This is a genomic window from Paradesertivirga mongoliensis, from assembly GCF_024436395.1.
In the GTDB taxonomy this organism is placed as follows: domain Bacteria; phylum Bacteroidota; class Bacteroidia; order Sphingobacteriales; family Sphingobacteriaceae; genus Paradesertivirga; species Paradesertivirga mongoliensis.
The window spans coordinates 64,615-80,784 of the sequence record NZ_JAFMZO010000004.1 but is presented as its reverse complement, the minus strand read 5'-3'; the positions used below and the strand labels follow the sequence as shown (position 1 = coordinate 80,784).

Sequence of the window (16,170 nt, the reverse complement as noted above, 5' to 3'; positions counted from 1 at the left end):
CTTTGAGTGGGGTTCAAATTTACTACTATGTGCCATTAAATAACCCGCTAATTACAGAAAAGATATTTTTTTCTGCACCAATCTCTAAACGCTTCATATATTTGCGCTTATGAGTATTTTATCCGACAGAATCAACAATCTTGCCGAGTCTGCAACCATTAAGATGGCCAAACTAGGCAGAGAATTAGCAGCAAAAGGCGTTGATGTTATCAGCCTCAGCCTTGGAGAAACAGATTTTTTTACTCCTGATTTCGTAAAAGATGCTGCCAAGAAAGCAATTGATGCAAACTATTCCTACTACACTCCGGTTGCGGGTATCCCCGATTTAAGGAAGGCGATTGCAGCAAAGCTGAAGCGGGAAAATAATCTTGATTATAATTTCGACCAGATTGTGGTTTCAACAGGCGCTAAACAGTCACTTGCGAACGCCATCTTATGTTTGGTTAACCCAGGCGACGAAGTTATCATCCCTACCCCTTACTGGGTTTCGTATTCTGAATTGGTAAAGTTAGCCGAAGGCGAATCGGTGTTCATAAATACAAGCATCGACTCTGATTTTAAAATAACACCCGCAGACCTTGAAGCAGCGATAACTCCTAAATCGAAGTTATTTATGTTTTCTTCGCCAAACAACCCAACAGGAACTGTTTACACCCGCGAAGAACTTGCAGCCCTGGTAAAGGTATTCGAAAAGCATCCTGATATCTATATTATTTCTGACGAAATCTATGAGCATATCAACTTTATCGGTCAGCATACTTCCATTGCAGAATTTGAGAGTGTAAAAGACAGAGTAATTATCATCAACGGCTTATCAAAAGCTTATGCTATGACTGGCTGGCGTCTTGGCTTCTCTGCCACTAATAAAACACTAGCAGATGCTATCGACAAATTACAAAGTCAGGTAACTTCAGGAACCTGCTCTATCACTCAACACGCCGGTACAGCCGCCTATCAGGGAAGCCTTGACAGCGTTAAAGAGATGCAGGTGACGTTTTTAAGACGCAGAGATTTAGTTTATAATCTGTTAAAAAACATAGACGGGCTGAAAGTGAATCTTCCTGCCGGAGCGTTTTACTTCTTCCCTGATGTGAGCTCATTCTTTGGAAAAACAGCTCCTGATGGTTCTACCATCGCAAATGGTGATGACCTGGCTTTATATCTTTTAAATACCGGCCATGTGGCAACTGTTAGCGGAGATTCGTTCGGTGATCCAAACGGATTGCGTTTATCTTATGCAGCTGCAGACGAAAAATTAATAGAAGCAATTTCAAGAATTAAATATGCTTTAGAACAGTTGAAAGATGCAAAAGCTGTTTCAGCAGTTTAATAAGCAAAATATATTAATCATTGGCGATGTAATGATGGACTCGTACCTCTGGGGAAGTGTTGAACGCATTTCTCCGGAGGCTCCGGTTCCGGTAGTATCAGTACGCAAGCGTGAAAACCGTTTGGGTGGAGCAGCCAATGTGGTTTTAAATGTACAGGCTTTAGGCGCCACGCCGATTATCTGTGCAGTAATTGGCGAGGACAAGGAGGGTGAGGAATTTCTTGACATCCTGTGCAGTCAAAATCTCTCTACCGAAGGAATAATAAAGTTAAAAAGTCGGCCAACTACAGTTAAAACCCGGGTTATAAGCCAAAATCAACAGATGATCCGGGTTGATGCAGAAGTCGATAAGGTTATTTCATCCGAGGAATCGAAGCAATTACTCGCTGTTATCAGCGGCATCGTTAACCGGCAGAAAATTGATGCCATTATATTCGAAGATTATGATAAAGGCGTAATCTCGGAATATCTAATTCAGGAAGTGGTATCCCTGGCAAAATCAAAAAACATCATCACTGTAGTTGACCCTAAAAAGCGCAATTTTCTGAATTACAAAGGTGTAACTCTGTTTAAGCCAAATCTAAAAGAGTTAAGAGAAGGCTTGAAAATAGAAGTTGATGCCCGTAACGACACAGAACTTGAGCGGGCAGTAAAAACGCTTCAGTCTGCACTTGAGTGCGAAATGGTGATGGTGACACTTTCGGAACGTGGGGTATATATGTACGGCAGGCAGGATAAGAAAGTGATTCCTGCACACATCAGAAATATCGCAGATGTATCTGGCGCAGGCGATACAGTGATTGCCACAACCGCCGTTTGCCTTGCAGCTGGCCTGGACGAATTTACAACTGCTGCTGTTGCCAACCTGGCCGGTGGCTTGGTATGCGAATACGTTGGCGTTGTACCAATCAACAAAGAAGAATTACTCAAGGAAGCCGCAACCTTATAGTCAATTTCCCGTTCTCAAAACCAGTGGCAAAAAAAAGCGTATTTAGAAGAAAAAATAACTAAATTTGCGCCCTGAAATTTTTATAATTTTTATATGAAGTTATCGCAGTTTAAATTCAATTTACCAGAATCTTTAATAGCCCATAACCCTGCAGATCAGAGGGATGAGGCGCGCTTAATGGTATTAGACCGTCAAACCGGAGCTATTGAGCACAAGATATTTAAAGATATTCTTGGCTATTTTGATGATAAGGATGTGATGATTTTAAATAACACCAAAGTTTTTCCTGCCCGCTTATATGGCAATAAAGAGAAAACTGGTGCAACTATAGAAGTCTTCCTTTTACGCGAATTAAATAAAGAATTACGGTTATGGGATGTGCTGGTAGATCCGGCAAGAAAAATCCGGGTAGGCAACAAGCTTTATTTTGGCGATGATGACCTGCTGGTAGCCGAGGTTGTGGACAATACCACTTCAAGAGGCCGCACCATCCGCTTTTTATTTGACGGATCGGAGGAAGAGTTCCGCAGAAACATCGAAATATTAGGCGAAACACCTCTTCCTAAATATATCAAAAGAAAAGCGACTGCTGAAGATAAGGAACGTTACCAGACCATTTTTGCGAAAAATGAAGGTGCTGTAGCAGCTCCCACCGCTGGCTTACACTTTAGCAGAGAACTAATGAAACGCCTTGAATTAAAAGGAGTTGAATTTGCAGAAGTTACTTTACATGTGGGCCTTGGAACTTTTCGTGCGGTTGAGGTAGAGGACTTGACCAAGCATAAAATGGATTCTGAGCAATTTATCATTGAGCAGAAAGCCGCCGATATCGTAAACAAAGGACTGGAAGATAAACGGCGCATCTGTGCTGTTGGAACAACCAGTATGCGTGCCATAGAATCTGCTGTATCAGCTAATAAAACATTAAAGCCAATAAACGACTGGACGAGTAAGTTCATATTCCCGCCTTACGATTTCAGCATTGCAAATAGCATGATCACCAACTTCCATACTCCAGAATCGACCTTACTAATGATGGTAAGTGCATTTGGCGGTTATGAGTATGTAAGACATGCTTACGAAGTTGCTGTGAAAGAAAAATACCGCTTTTACAGTTATGGTGATGCGATGTTGATTATATAGAAGAGGGTGTGAAATTGAGGCTTTAGGCAGGAGAAGACGAATTATCTCCGTCTTAAGGCGCGGAGGCGGGCCAGCCGGCTCCCGTATATCATATCTAGTATTCTCCATCTCAAAAATGAAATACTACGCTATAATAGTTGCAGGTGGATCTGGTAGCCGGATGAACGCTACGCTTCCAAAACAATTTCTGTTGTTAAATGGAAAGCCGGTATTGATGCACACTATCGAAGCTTTTCATTATTCGGATCTGAAACCCGAAATCATCCTCGTTTTAAATCAGGACTATCATTCACTTTGGTCTGAGCTCTGCCTGAACCATCACTTTGACATTCCTTGTGCTATCGTGTCAAACGGTGTTGAGCGTTTTCATTCTGTAAAAAATGGCTTAAGTCTTGTGGACGAAGGTTCAATTGTTGCGGTACACGATGCAGTAAGACCTGTAATTTCCAACGAGCTGATCACCAAAGTTTTTAACCTGGCAGAACGCTCCGGAACTGCTATTCCAGTGGTTACCAGCAAAGATTCGGTGAGAAAAAGAGAGGGTGACGCTACTGTTTCGCTGAACCGGCAAGATGTATTATTGGTTCAAACTCCGCAAGCCTTTAAATACTCCCTTTTAAAAACTGCCTACGATCAGCAGTTTACACGGGATTTTACCGATGACGCCTGTGTAGTAGAAAAAGCGGGCGTAGAGATATCAGTAACAGAGGGTAGTTACAAAAATATTAAAATCACCTTTCCTGAAGATCTGGAGCTGGCCGAACTGTATCTGAGAAAAAAAGAATAAAAAAAATCCGGCTTTCGCCGGATTAAAATTTCGATATTATCTTTTTGTGTATGCTTAAACTGCTCCTCGTATTACGCGAAGCAATACCGCAATGATTGCTATTACTAATAGGATGTGAATGATACCACTTCCTGCATAACCTCCAAAAAAGCTCACAGCCCAGATTATAATCAGGACAACTGCGATCAAATAAAGTAAATTTCCCATAGTATTATGTTTTTGGTTTGATTGATTATTAAATTATTTATATATCAATATCTACATTAATAATGCCAAAGCCAGGAAATTTGTTTACAGTATTTGAAATATTTTATAATAAAAAAGCCCTGTCACAGGACAAGGCTCTTTTAATATTCGTCTTCGTTAAAGAAGAAATCGTCTTTTGTAGGGTAATCAGGCCATATTTCTTCAATGTTTTCATATGGCTCTCCGTCGTCTTCCAGGGCCTGAAGATTCTCTATAACTTCTACAGGTGCTCCCGAACGAATACCATAATCTATTAATTCGTCTTTAGTTGCAGGCCATGGAGCGTCTTCCAGATGTGATGCTAATTCTAATGTCCAGTACATATATTCCTAAGTTTAAGTTTTCAGTTTTTTTTGTCGCAAAAGTATAATAATAATTATAAGAATTTTAAATATTTTTTTCAAATTTTATAATCGCGGTATCCAAACAATATCATCGATTCCATCGTCATAGCACAGCTTTCTGGCTAAAACAAATAAATAATCGCTCAACCTGTTCAAGTAAATGATCACTTTCTCGTCAACAAAACTCTCTTCCGAAAGATGAACCGCAATTCGCTCGGCTCTTCTGCAAACGCAACGTGCTATATGACAATGTGATGCAGAAACCATTCCACCCGGAAGGATAAAATGCTTTAATTCCGGTAAAAAATTATTCATCCGGTCCATTTCCCTTTCGAGCAGTTCAATATCGCTAAGCTGCAGATCCGGGACTTTCATTTTAGCCTTTTCAGGATCGGATGCAAGCACAGAGCCGATTGTAAATAATCTGTCCTGAATTTCCTTTAAAATTTCTCTGTATGATTCGAGAATCTCACTATCTCTGATTAAACCAATGTAAGAGTTTAACTCATCGACAGTTCCATAAGCTTCAATCCTAAGGTGGTATTTCGGTACCCGCACCCCTCCTATTAATGAAGTATATCCTTTGTCGCCTGTTTTAGTGTAGATTTTCATAACGAGGATAAAGTAACAAATTCCCGCCTCATAAATATGATTGTTGAAAAAAGTCTGATTGTTGAAATCATTACGCTTTTTTACCTTTTGCAAACTTTTAAGGTTTCCTTAATTTTTATATTTATTAAAAAGAATAGATGAATTTTCATACTCGAAAATGGGTCAAGCCCGAAGACCTGAACCCAAACGGAAGTTTGTTTGGCGGCAGTTTATTAAAATGGATAGATGAAGAAGCTGCGATATACGCTATCGTACAATTAGAAAACAGCAGAGTTGTAACCAAATATATCTCACAAATCGATTTCGTAAGTTCTGCAAAGCAGGGCGATATTATTGAACTTGGAATAACGGCGACTCATTTCGGACGCACATCAATAACATTATGCTGCGAGGTGCGCAATAAAATTACGAGGAAGAGCATCCTGACTATTGATAAATTAGTATTTGTCAACATGGATAGAGATGGAAATCCGATCCCGCATGGCAAAACGAAGATTAAATATATCGAAGAGCAATTCGAAAAGGAGGACGACAACGACCCACGTAAAAACTAACTATCCTTTGTCGATCACCTTTGCAACCTGGAAATAAGTTCCGTCTTGCATCGGAGCGTTTTTCAGTGCATCAGCCGGTGAAACTTCTGTCTGTACTTCATCCTCCCTGAAAACATTAACCTCGTCTGTCAGATAGATCAGGGGCTCTACAGTGCTTGTATCCAGCTCATTCAGCTTTTCCATAAAATGGAGAATATTGTTCATGTCTTTCAATAACGAGGCTTGTTCGTTAGGGTTAACATCCAGCCTGGCCAGATGAGCCATCTTGGCAATCGTTTCGTTATCTATATTCATTTTACCTGAGTTCTGAACTTATAATCTTGTAAACATTCTCTTTTAAATCGTCCGCATCTTCCGGGTTTAAGCCCGATGTGTCGACTGGTTGATGGATGCAAATATCGCAAATTCCTGGTCTTGTACCATACTTCGAGCCATCATCCCACATTTTCGTCCACATATTGGTCATAGATACTGGAATGATCGGTATTTTTTGTTCTATGGCCAACCTGAACGGTCCGTTTTTAAATTCATGCAAAACCGGAGGATAGTCGTCTCCAATCTTACCTTCCGGGAAGATAACCAGGCTCATTCCCTGCTTCAAATACTCCTCCCCTCTTTTAAAAGCTCTAAAGGCAGATATCTTGCTATCCCGGTTTAAGGGAATATCGATCGTTTCGAAAAATATTTTCAACAGAGGGTTGGTCAGCAAGTCATCTTTCCCCATAAATGCGAAATTGGATTTTACAGCTAGTGTAATGGCTGGGATATCGAGGTTCGAAGTGTGATTGGCACAAACAATATATGTTTTTGACCAGTCGATAGGACTTACTACACGATACCGAAAGAAAAATCCGGCCGCAATAGAACTTATAAAAGAATAAAAACGTCGAACGTGATTTAGCGTCTTAAAGCGGGGTGCCTTGCGTGAAAAAAAATATAAAAAGGGATAGAGCAGAACAAAAAACAGTATTACGATTGCCAGATAAAAAAATCTATGGCCCTTTTTCAATGTCAGCATCATCAGGCTCAAAAATATAAAAATTCCTTACTTTCGCCCATGTATGGAAACTGTTGTTAGTGGTATCAGAAGTACCGGAAAATTACACTTAGGAAATTATTACGGAGCGGTGCAGAACTTTGTGAAGATGCAGCATGAATACAATTGCTTTTTTTTTATTGCCGATTATCATTCACTAACAACGCATCCCACACCGGAAAACCTTCATTCTAATGTCAGACAAGTGGTTATCGAATATCTTGCCGCGGGCATTGATCCCGAAAAGGCCACCATTTATGTACAGTCTGATGTACCAGCCGTTACCGAATTATATCTTTATCTTAACATGAACGCCTATATGGGCGAGCTTGAAAGAAGCACTTCTTTTAAAGACAAAGTGCGGGCTCAACCGGATAATGTAAATGCAGGACTCCTGACTTATCCCGTTTTAATGGCTGCGGATATTTTGCTTCACCGTGCTACTAAAGTTCCTGTGGGTAAAGATCAGGAACAACATCTGGAAATGGCCAGAACATTTGGAAACCGCTTTAACCGCATGTACAAAAATGAATACTTTCCAGAACCTTACGCATTCAACTTTAGCGATAAATTGGTAAAAATACCCGGTTTAGACGGAAGAGGTAAGATGGGTAAGTCAGAAGGGGAAGCCAACGCAGTATACTTATCCGATCCTGCTGAAGTTACCCGCAAAAAAGTAATGAGGGCCGTAACAGACAGCGGCCCCACCGAACCTAACTCTGAAAAGCCCGACGCTATCCAAAACTTATTCGATTTAATGAATGTGGTATCATCACCTGATACCTATACGCACTTTGAGAACCTCTATAATTCTTGCCAGATCCGTTATGGCGATTTAAAAAAACAACTGGCGGAAGATATCGTGCTGGCTACTGCTCCGGTACGTGAGCGGATAGAGGAGATTGCAGCAAATACCCGTTACCTTCGCGAAGTGATTGACTATGGGGCCGAAAAGGCCAATAAAAGTGCTCAGCAAACAGTAAAAGAAGTTCGCGATATTATTGGCATCAAAAGTTTTTAGCAGAATAATCGCAGCTTTTTGAATTTCATTTTTAACTTTATCAGATGCACATTGCCATTGTAGGAAATATAGGAGCAGGGAAAACAACGCTTACTGAATTATTATCAAAACATCTGGGCTGGGAAGCACAGTACGAAGCTGTTGATAATAATCCCTATCTCGAAGATTTTTATAATGATATGAAACGCTGGAGCTTCAATCTGCAAATTTACTTTTTAAATAGCCGGTTCCAGCAGATAAGAGACATTCAAAAGGCAACACATAATATTGTTCAGGACAGAACTATCTACGAAGACGCTTATATTTTCGCAGAGAACCTACACGACATGGGGTTAATGACCACCCGTGATTATGAAAATTACCGGGCCATTTTTGACAATATGACCTCTTTTATCCGTGCCCCAGATTTACTCATTTTTCTTAAAGCTTCAGTACCTACACTTGTAAACAATATACAGCGAAGAGGAAGAGAATACGAAGCGGGCATTCGCCTGGATTATTTATCCAAATTAAATGATAAATACCTGAAGTGGATTAACAGTTACAACGAAGGTAAACTCCTGATTCTGGATAAGGATAACCTCGATTTTGCGAACAAGCCAGAAGATTTGGGCGCGATCATCGAAAAAGTGCAAAGAGAAACCAACGGACTTTTCTAGAAACCTCATGCGAATTTTAGGAATCATACCTGCACGTTACGCTTCTACCCGTTTTCCGGGAAAGCCGCTGATTGACATTAAAGGAAAATCGATGATCCGGCGGGTGTACGAACAAGCGCTTCAGTCGGCAAGCCTGAATGAAGTGGTTGTTGCAACAGACGACGAGCGCATCTTAATGCATGTAAGCGAGTTTGGAGGCCGCGCCCTGCTAACCTCATCCGAACACCAAAGCGGTACAGACAGATGCGCTGAGGTGGCCGAAAAGCTGCCTGGGTTTGATCTTATTATTAACATTCAAGGCGACGAACCTTTTATAGACCCGAAGCAGATCGATCTTCTATGCAGCTGCTTCGATGAAGCAGACACCCAGCTTGCCACACTCGTAAAAAAGATAAACAGCGTGGAGGAACTTCAGAATGCAAACTCGCCTAAAGTTGTGCTGAACTCAAAATCTGAAGCCATTTATTTTAGCAGGGCTGCTATTCCAACCGTCAGGGGGCTTGAGATTTCTGAATGGTTAAGTGCGCATACTTTTTATAAACACATTGGCATATATGCCTACAAAGCCGAAACTCTTAAAGCTATTACTAAACTACCCATCTCTCCGCTTGAAAAAGCAGAAGCACTGGAGCAGCTTCGCTGGATAGAAAACGGTTATAAAATCAAAGTTGCAGTTACCGAGGTAGAGACCGTAGCTATCGACACACCAGAAGACCTGAACAGAGCCTTAAGGCCTAACATTCCTGGCAATACCGAAAACCAATAAAACGCTGTAAGGTTACATTTTATATTACCGGCTGATATGAAATGTAATAACAAGCTTTTACTCTGGCTTCTTTGTGTAACTTTTTTAAACTCATGTACAACCAGCGGGCCTGGTGGTTTATTCGGCAAAAGGAGTCCACATGAGCAATATGCCCAAAGTTTGCAGGATGCAGGCTTGAAATCAACCGCCCTGGGTCGCTCTTGGTTTTCTGCAGCCGAACGGAGTCTTTCAAAGCCTTTAAACGTGAACATCCCTTACAAAGAAAGCGGATACTTCCCGGCAGAAAAAGCCGAAGCTCTCTCCATTCGCTTTGAAGCAAAGAGAGGTGAAAAACTCAGCATTAGCCTGCAAAAAAGACCGGCTACAAACTTTACTTTATATGTTGACCTTTGGGAGGTTAAAGCCAATCAGAACAAAAAGTTGGTTGCTTATGCAGACACAGGCGGAAAGGCATTTAGTTACGAAATAGACGATACAGGATATTATATTCTGCGCGTTCAGCCTGAACTATTGACTACGGGTAATTTCACGCTGACTGTTGTAAACGGGCCATCACTGGCGTTTCCGGTAAAAAACGGCAGAATAGGAAGCTTTTGGGGCGCCGATAGAGATGATGGCAGACGACGTCATGAGGGAATCGATATTTTTGCACCCAGACGCACTCCCGCACTCGCCGCAGCGAATGGAACTATAAGCCGCGTTACAACAAATCAACTCGGCGGGAAAGTGATTTTCATGCGACCATCCGACAAAAATTATAGTTTATATTACGCACATCTTGATGAGCAACTGGTATCGCCCGGCCAGAAGATCAATTCCGGCGACACCATTGGACTGGTGGGCAATACCGGAAATGCCATTTCTACCTCACCTCATTTACACTTTGGAATATACACTATGGGCGGGGCAATCGACCCTTTAGAGTTCGTGAACCCTGCTGTGAAGCCTGTCCCCTCCATAACTTCAGCATTAGAAAATCTCGGAAAACCAATGAGAACAAGCCGGAGTTCTGTGAACTTAAAAGAAGGTATTGCGGAAAATTCAAAGAGTATCACAAATCTTGCGATCAACACCTTGTTAACGATACAATCAGCAACGACCAATTTCTACCGCATTTCTCTGCCTGACGGGCGGTTTGGCTTTATCCCGGGTTCATCTGTCAACACAACTTTAAAACCACTCAAACAATTAAAACTCAGCGCAAATCAGCCACTTCTGGATCAGCCGGATAAATCAGCGGCAAGAAAAACACATTTAACAGAGGGCAGCACAGTAAGTATATTAGGAAATTTCGGAGAGTTTATGTTTGTAGAAGCCGGACAAGCGTCGGGATGGATAAGCAGGGAGTAAATGCGTTTCCTGTGCCGGGTGCGGGCACAGGAAACGGCATCTATTTTTCTGGAAACAAATTTATGAACGGAACTTGTTTCTCTGTCAGCATTTTATCCTGATAAATAAATTCTAACTCACTTTCGTCAAAATTTTCAAAAAAATCCTCCAACTGATTTCTTCGAAGCGATCGTCATGGTCGCTTTTTTCCGGAAAATGAATTCTCAGCTCCCCATCATTATCGGCTTTGCCCGTATTTTTTATTTTAGCAGGCACGCCACCACGTTCTTCGGCCCAGTCCGGATCTCTTCGTGGCCATTTGTTCGTTCTGATGAGCTTTATAGCAGATGTTGTATATTATAATATTAGAATTAAAATCAAAAGAATGATGATAATTGCACCAACGGATAAATAAACGCCGCCACCAGCAATTGCGTTAGCCTGACCTTTCATTTCGCGTAGCTCCTGTCTTAATTCCTTGCGCTCCTGACGGGTCAAATCAGACTTATCCATTGCCTTGATTTCTTCCACTCTTCGCTGAATTTGCTGTAGCTGAACTTGTTGCTGTTCGGTTAGCTCTTTTGCAGGGGCTTTAGAAGCTGCACTTGATGTGTTTACCGATAAACTCAGCATGATAACTGCGGTCAGGGTATAAATTAATTTCTTCATGATATTATATTTAAGTTATTTATGGGTGTAACATCACATAGGGCAAACTGTTTGCTTTAATAGAAAAAGAGAGAAGGTGTGGGTACTGTATAAATGAGAAATGAAATTATCTTTGCGGAATGGACAAATCCCTAATTCTGATCCAGTGTAAAGATGAAGTGGGGCTGGTAGCCCTGATTACCCGGGTGCTTGCTCAACATCAATTGAACATCACCGCTATGCGGGAGTTTGTTGATGAAGCTTCAGAGCGCTTTTTTGCAAGGATAGATCTTTCCGGAAAAGTTATGGAGGAAGCCCGTCTGAAAGAAGAACTTCTGGAGGGCTTGCCGCAACATGCAGAAATTCAAATAAATCCGAGAGCGGAAAAACGGATTGCTGTATTAGTTACCAAAGAGTATCACTGCTTAGGAGATACGTTGGTTCGACATTTTTTCAATACCCTGGGTGCCAAAGTAAATTGTGTTGCAGGAAACTACGAAGTACTCAGATCTTTCACCGAACGCTTCGATATCCCTTTTCATTTTATTTCACATGAGAATAAAACGAAAGAACAATTCGAGGCCGAGCTGACCACAGCGCTCGACAAGTATGATTTAGATTTTATCGTTCTGGCGAAGTTTATGCGAATTTTATCGCCTGCCTTTGTCGAACGGTATAAAAATAAAATCATCAATATTCACCATTCTTTCCTGCCTGCATTTATCGGCGCAAGCCCCTACCGCCAGGCATATGAAAGAGGAGTCAAATTACTAGGTGCAACCGCACATTTTGTTACTAACGATCTGGACGAAGGTCCGATTATTGTCCAACAAACAATTCCCGTGAATCATACGTTCGACGCTGCCCAAATGGTGATTGCTGGTAAAGAAATTGAGAAGTCTGCGTTAAGCAAAGCTATGCGGCTGGTGTTTCAGGATCGGGTTTTTATATCGGGTAACCGGACAATAATATTCGAGTAACATAAAACTTTATCACCTTTCAATTTTTATCCATCTAAAAATCAATGATGGACGAACAGAATTTTGGTGGTCTTATTCCGGAAAATCATACAGGTAAAAAAACCGACGCCTCCTTTACTGAAGATTATAAAAGCAAAGAAGAAGCCTATACTGCATACAAGGCAGCGAAAGAACGACTTCTGAATATTTCCCAATGGCATAGTTACGCCGGCAGCGGCACCGCCGATTTTAAACTTACAGACGCTCGGGGCGCTCCGGTAAACAGGCTCGCCCGAGAAGGAGATCATTTCAGGATCAATATTCCGGGGCCAGGTTCAGATACAGGCGATGGATATGATTGGGTTCAAATACAAGCCATACAAGAAAGCAGTAATCCGGAGCTGGATCAGGAACTTGTAGCTATAACCGTACAACCAGCCAGCAATCCTCAAAACGAAAAGAGAGATGTTGCACATTTTTTCAAGGATATCGCGAGCAGCACGTTCATAGTACAACGCAGAGCACTACAGGTAAGTGCCGAAGTTCATGGAAGAAACGAACAACCTAACACAAACACCGAAAAAATAATCGACAAAGCCAGAAATATGCTGGTAGCAGCGGGGGCGATACTTGGTTTGTCGGAAATACAGTGGAAATCACTGACTAAAGGATTAATAAAACCATAAAATTCTTGTTAAAATCAATAATAAAACGATTAAACATCAAGAACTTCGGAAATTATTATTATTTAAAATATATTTGCCGCCCGAACCAACGATCAAATGGCGAAAACTTTATCCAAAATTCCCTTTTTTATTTTACTGGCTATTTTAGGGCTATGTTTTATTTTCCCTTCCGTTCCTGCAAAGGAAGTTGTATACGAGAGTATCAACTCTACTGATACGGCCTGGATGCTCACCGCAACAGCATTAGTGTTTATTATGACACCAGGGCTTGCTTTTTTTTATGGTGGGATGGTGAATAAGAAAAACGTAATTTCTACCATGTTGCAAAGCTTTATTTGCCTGGCAATTGTTACGGTGATATGGTTTGTATTCGGGTTCAGCCTCGCCTTTGGCACCAGCTTGGGTGGTATTATTGGAAACCCTGCAGATTTCTTCATGATGGGTGGAGTAATAGACGGCGCACCATGGAAACTTGCACCCACTATTCCATTCGCGCTTTTCGCGATGTACCAATTAAAATTTGCAATTATTACCCCAGCTTTAATAACAGGCGCTTTTGCGGAACGAATACGCTTTATCTCCTACGTCTTATTTATTTGCTTATTCTTCGTGTTTATTTACTCCCCATTGGCTCATGCCACCTGGCATCCTGATGGTATTTTAGCTAAATTAGGAGTACTGGACTTTGCCGGCGGAACGGTAGTTCACATGTCGGCAGGCTGGGCCGCGCTGGCATCGGCTATTTATTTAAAACGCCGAAGCGAGCCTAGTCACAATCCAGCGAGGATTACATACGTTCTGTTGGGCACGGGTTTGCTCTGGTTCGGATGGTTCGGATTTAATGCCGGCTCTGCCTTTGGCTCAGGTAAACTGTCTGTCATCGCATTGAGTACAACAATGGCTGCTTCGTCGGCAGCGGCTTTGGCCTGGATCTTTTTTGATGCGTTTAAAGGCCGTAAGCCATCTGCTATGGGAACCTGTATCGGCGCAGTAGTCGGATTGGTAGCCATTACACCGGCAGCAGGCTTTGTTACGATACCTCATTCTCTAGCCATAGGGGTTATCGCATCGGTTGTAAGTAATATCGTGGTTGATTGGCGTACCCGCACCACCATAGACGATACATTGGACGTATTTCCCTGCCATGGTGTAGGCGGGATGGTAGGAATGCTTTTAACAGGTGTTTTTGCCTCAAAGGCCATAAATCCGGATGTGGTTACCGTGAACGGGCTTGTATTCGGAGAATTTAGATTATTTGCGGTACAATCACTTGCACTGATATGTGTTTCTATCTTTGCTTTCTTTGGCTCATGGTTACTTTTAAAAATAACCGACATGATTTCGCCGCTTAGAGTTTCAGAAGACGAAGAGCGCATCGGGCTGGACATGAGTCAGCATGGTGAAAAACTTTAAAACATTATATGCATAAGTTGTACGTCAAAAACATGGTTTGCAATCGTTGCATTTCAGCGGTTCAGCAGGCCCTGGAGAAGGAAGGCCTGACCTTTGCTCATATTCAGTTAGGAGAGGTTGTTTTAACAAGCACTCCCGACAACAAACAACTCTCTGCCTTAAAAAATCGGTTAAATGACCTCGGATTTGATTTGCTCGATGATCAAAGACAGCAAATCATTGAGAGGATTAAAAATATTATAGTAACGCAGGTTCATCATTCAGAAGAAACTCCAAAGCTGAAGCTTTCAGAAATATTAAGTCAGAGCCTCAACAAGGATTATTCATACCTCAGTAATCTTTTTTCTGAAGTTGAAGGAATCACTATTGAGAAATATCTTATTAATCAAAGAATTGAGCGGGTAAAGGAAATGTTGATATACGATGAGCTAAGTCTTAGCGAAATAGCCTATAAAAATGGTTACAGCAGCGTGTCTCACTTATCCTCTCAGTTTAAAAAAACCACCGGATTGACTCCGAAACACTTCAAAAGCACCGGAATTAGCCAACGGAAATCACTCGACAGCTTATAACCTTTGTTGAGCAGACACTCAACAAAAAAACACCCTAAACTAATTAACTGAATCAAAACCTCCCTTAAAAAGTAACACTAACAAACTCATCTCAAAGCGATTAAAGTGCACTTTGTATAAATAGTTATAAATTATCTCATCAGGGTCAGTTTTGGAATCAAAATTGAGGATATTAGCCATATGAGCTATCCAATACATAACGCGATTGTATGTTAAACCTATACCGCCAGTTAATTAGCATCAACCTTAATAACACTATTTTTGAAGAACTTTCTGAAGAATGGCTGGACAGGTTATCTTCAGACGTAAGAGGCGAATTAATAAGCGGTTTTTTTAATGCCGGCATCCTAACCATAAACATGTCCGACTTTAACCGTAACGACTTCTACGACAATGTCTTAAAAAAAGACTTCCCTCATTATTGCGAAGTACTGAGCACCCTCCTCACTCCTATTTTAAAAAGATGTTTCAGAAGAATGTTTCTGGGATTCAACGATAATCTTACCGAATATAAGGTGGTGTTGTTTATGGAAGGCCGGGAGGATGATCATCTTGAAGCCGTGAAATACAATATAGATATTTTTTAAAAAGCCCCCTCCATTAAATTATACAAACCGTGGATTATTTTCTACACCAAGACCACTAACGGGGACATATTGCCACTAACAGTTATTAGACCTTAAACACTTACACGCACTCGATAGAGACACCACCAGACATGGAAACAGTTTGCATTATAGATGATGATAAAATCCATCATTTCACCATCGAAAAAACCATCAAATTACAGGGCCTTTCGAAGCATTTGCTCTCTTTTCATGATGGTCTCGAAGCCATCGAATTCTTCAATGAAAATCTCAACAATACCAATATACTTCCAGACGTCATTTTTCTTGATTTGAATATGCCGGTTATTAATGGATGGCAGTTCCTGAAGCAGTACGCTACATTTAAAGCCAAAATCTCTAAGAGGATCCGAATTTATGTAGTTTCCTCTTCAATAAATGAAAGCGAGATAAGCAGGGCAATTGCTATTGATGACGTTTCGGGATACCTCGAAAAGCCCCTCAGACCTGAAGAAATAAGACAGGTTTTCCTGAACCACAATTAAACCGA

21 protein-coding genes are annotated in these 16,170 nt (G+C 41.2%); 15 read left to right on the top strand and 6 right to left on the bottom strand.

Going from position 1 to position 16,170, the window contains the following annotated elements; genetic code table 11:
* Positions 1–109: 109 nt before the first annotated feature.
* The 4 genes from J3P43_RS15820 to J3P43_RS15805 all read left to right on the top strand — a co-directional run bounded on the left by J3P43_RS15820 (position 110) and on the right by J3P43_RS15805 (position 4,209).
* Positions 110–1,330 carry a pyridoxal phosphate-dependent aminotransferase gene (locus J3P43_RS15820; RefSeq protein WP_255904226.1) on the top strand — a complete coding sequence of 407 codons (1,221 nt, stop codon included), beginning with the start codon at positions 110–112 and terminating at the stop codon, positions 1,328–1,330.
* Positions 1,305–2,279 (top strand): D-glycero-beta-D-manno-heptose-7-phosphate kinase, encoded by a 975-nt coding sequence (gene rfaE1 / locus J3P43_RS15815; RefSeq protein WP_255904224.1) that lies wholly within the window; start codon positions 1,305–1,307, stop codon positions 2,277–2,279. The genes J3P43_RS15820 and rfaE1 overlap by 26 nt, the downstream gene beginning before the upstream one ends.
* Before the next feature lie 93 nt (positions 2,280–2,372).
* Entirely contained in the window at positions 2,373–3,422 is a 1,050-nt protein-coding gene (gene queA / locus J3P43_RS15810; RefSeq protein ID WP_255904222.1) for a tRNA preQ1(34) S-adenosylmethionine ribosyltransferase-isomerase QueA, read from the top strand.
* 115 nt (positions 3,423–3,537) lie between these two features.
* Positions 3,538–4,209 carry a 2-C-methyl-D-erythritol 4-phosphate cytidylyltransferase gene (locus tag J3P43_RS15805; protein ID WP_255904219.1) on the top strand — a complete coding sequence of 224 codons (672 nt, stop codon included), beginning with the start codon at positions 3,538–3,540 and terminating at the stop codon, positions 4,207–4,209.
* A gap of 54 nt (positions 4,210–4,263) precedes the next feature.
* On the opposite strand, the gene J3P43_RS15800 is transcribed toward J3P43_RS15805, so the two are convergent.
* The 3 genes from J3P43_RS15800 to J3P43_RS15790 form a co-directional block, all read right to left on the bottom strand.
* A complete protein-coding gene (locus J3P43_RS15800; protein ID WP_255904217.1) occupies positions 4,264–4,416 on the bottom strand; it encodes a lmo0937 family membrane protein in 153 nt (50 codons plus the stop codon).
* A 140-nt stretch (positions 4,417–4,556) separates the two neighbouring features.
* Entirely contained in the window at positions 4,557–4,778 is a 222-nt protein-coding gene (locus J3P43_RS15795) for a DUF2795 domain-containing protein (protein WP_017258669.1), read from the bottom strand.
* A gap of 84 nt (positions 4,779–4,862) precedes the next feature.
* A complete protein-coding gene (locus tag J3P43_RS15790; protein WP_255904201.1) occupies positions 4,863–5,411 on the bottom strand; it encodes a cob(I)yrinic acid a,c-diamide adenosyltransferase in 549 nt (182 codons plus the stop codon).
* A gap of 137 nt (positions 5,412–5,548) precedes the next feature.
* Here J3P43_RS15790 and J3P43_RS15785 point away from each other — a divergent pair, with 137 nt between their 5' ends.
* Positions 5,549–5,965, top strand: coding sequence for an acyl-CoA thioesterase (locus J3P43_RS15785; protein WP_255904199.1), 417 nt, complete (start codon positions 5,549–5,551; stop codon positions 5,963–5,965).
* On the opposite strand, the gene gatC is transcribed toward J3P43_RS15785, so the two are convergent.
* Both gatC and J3P43_RS15775 read right to left on the bottom strand, forming a co-directional pair.
* Entirely contained in the window at positions 5,966–6,259 is a 294-nt protein-coding gene (gene gatC / locus J3P43_RS15780; RefSeq protein ID WP_255904197.1) for an Asp-tRNA(Asn)/Glu-tRNA(Gln) amidotransferase subunit GatC, read from the bottom strand.
* A 1-nt stretch (position 6,260) separates the two neighbouring features.
* The gene (locus J3P43_RS15775; protein ID WP_369414810.1) at positions 6,261–6,983 is read right to left on the bottom strand and encodes a lysophospholipid acyltransferase family protein; all 723 of its coding nucleotides are present in this window, start codon (positions 6,981–6,983) and stop codon (positions 6,261–6,263) included.
* A 43-nt stretch (positions 6,984–7,026) separates the two neighbouring features.
* Between J3P43_RS15775 and trpS the strand changes: the two genes are divergently transcribed.
* Genes trpS through J3P43_RS15755 form a run of 4 tightly spaced genes read left to right on the top strand, consistent with a single transcriptional unit; the run spans position 7,027 to position 10,797 of the window.
* Positions 7,027–8,022, top strand: a complete 996-nt coding sequence (gene trpS / locus J3P43_RS15770; protein ID WP_255904193.1) for a tryptophan--tRNA ligase — start codon at positions 7,027–7,029, stop codon at positions 8,020–8,022.
* Positions 8,023–8,066: 44 nt separating this feature from the next.
* Positions 8,067–8,681, top strand: coding sequence for a deoxynucleoside kinase (locus J3P43_RS15765; RefSeq protein ID WP_255904191.1), 615 nt, complete (start codon positions 8,067–8,069; stop codon positions 8,679–8,681).
* A gap of 7 nt (positions 8,682–8,688) precedes the next feature.
* Complete coding sequence (kdsB, locus tag J3P43_RS15760; RefSeq protein WP_255904189.1) at positions 8,689–9,447, top strand: 3-deoxy-manno-octulosonate cytidylyltransferase; 759 nt, start codon at positions 8,689–8,691, stop codon at positions 9,445–9,447.
* Between the two features lie 36 nt (positions 9,448–9,483).
* Entirely contained in the window at positions 9,484–10,797 is a 1,314-nt protein-coding gene (locus J3P43_RS15755) for a M23 family metallopeptidase (protein WP_255904187.1), read from the top strand.
* Between the two features lie 336 nt (positions 10,798–11,133).
* Here the strand turns inward: J3P43_RS15755 and J3P43_RS15750 are convergent, their stop codons facing one another.
* The gene (locus tag J3P43_RS15750; RefSeq protein WP_255904185.1) at positions 11,134–11,445 is read right to left on the bottom strand and encodes a hypothetical protein; all 312 of its coding nucleotides are present in this window, start codon (positions 11,443–11,445) and stop codon (positions 11,134–11,136) included.
* Between the two features lie 119 nt (positions 11,446–11,564).
* On the opposite strand from J3P43_RS15750, the gene purU reads away from it, so the two are divergent.
* From purU to J3P43_RS15720, 6 genes are all read left to right on the top strand, one after another.
* Entirely contained in the window at positions 11,565–12,404 is an 840-nt protein-coding gene (gene purU, locus J3P43_RS15745) for a formyltetrahydrofolate deformylase (protein WP_255904183.1), read from the top strand.
* 44 nt (positions 12,405–12,448) lie between these two features.
* A complete protein-coding gene (locus J3P43_RS15740) occupies positions 12,449–13,069 on the top strand; it encodes a hypothetical protein (protein ID WP_255904181.1) in 621 nt (206 codons plus the stop codon).
* A 96-nt stretch (positions 13,070–13,165) separates the two neighbouring features.
* Positions 13,166–14,482: an ammonium transporter gene (locus J3P43_RS15735; RefSeq protein ID WP_255904179.1), complete on the top strand. Its 1,317-nt coding sequence runs from the start codon at positions 13,166–13,168 to the stop codon at positions 14,480–14,482.
* Positions 14,483–14,490: 8 nt separating this feature from the next.
* Positions 14,491–15,054, top strand: coding sequence for an AraC family transcriptional regulator (locus J3P43_RS15730; protein WP_255904177.1), 564 nt, complete (start codon positions 14,491–14,493; stop codon positions 15,052–15,054).
* 209 nt (positions 15,055–15,263) lie between these two features.
* On the top strand, positions 15,264–15,641 hold the full coding sequence (locus J3P43_RS15725; protein ID WP_255904175.1) for a hypothetical protein: 378 nt from the start codon (positions 15,264–15,266) through the stop codon (positions 15,639–15,641).
* A 131-nt stretch (positions 15,642–15,772) separates the two neighbouring features.
* A complete protein-coding gene (locus J3P43_RS15720) occupies positions 15,773–16,165 on the top strand; it encodes a response regulator (protein WP_255904173.1) in 393 nt (130 codons plus the stop codon).
* Positions 16,166–16,170: the final 5 nt, after the last annotated feature.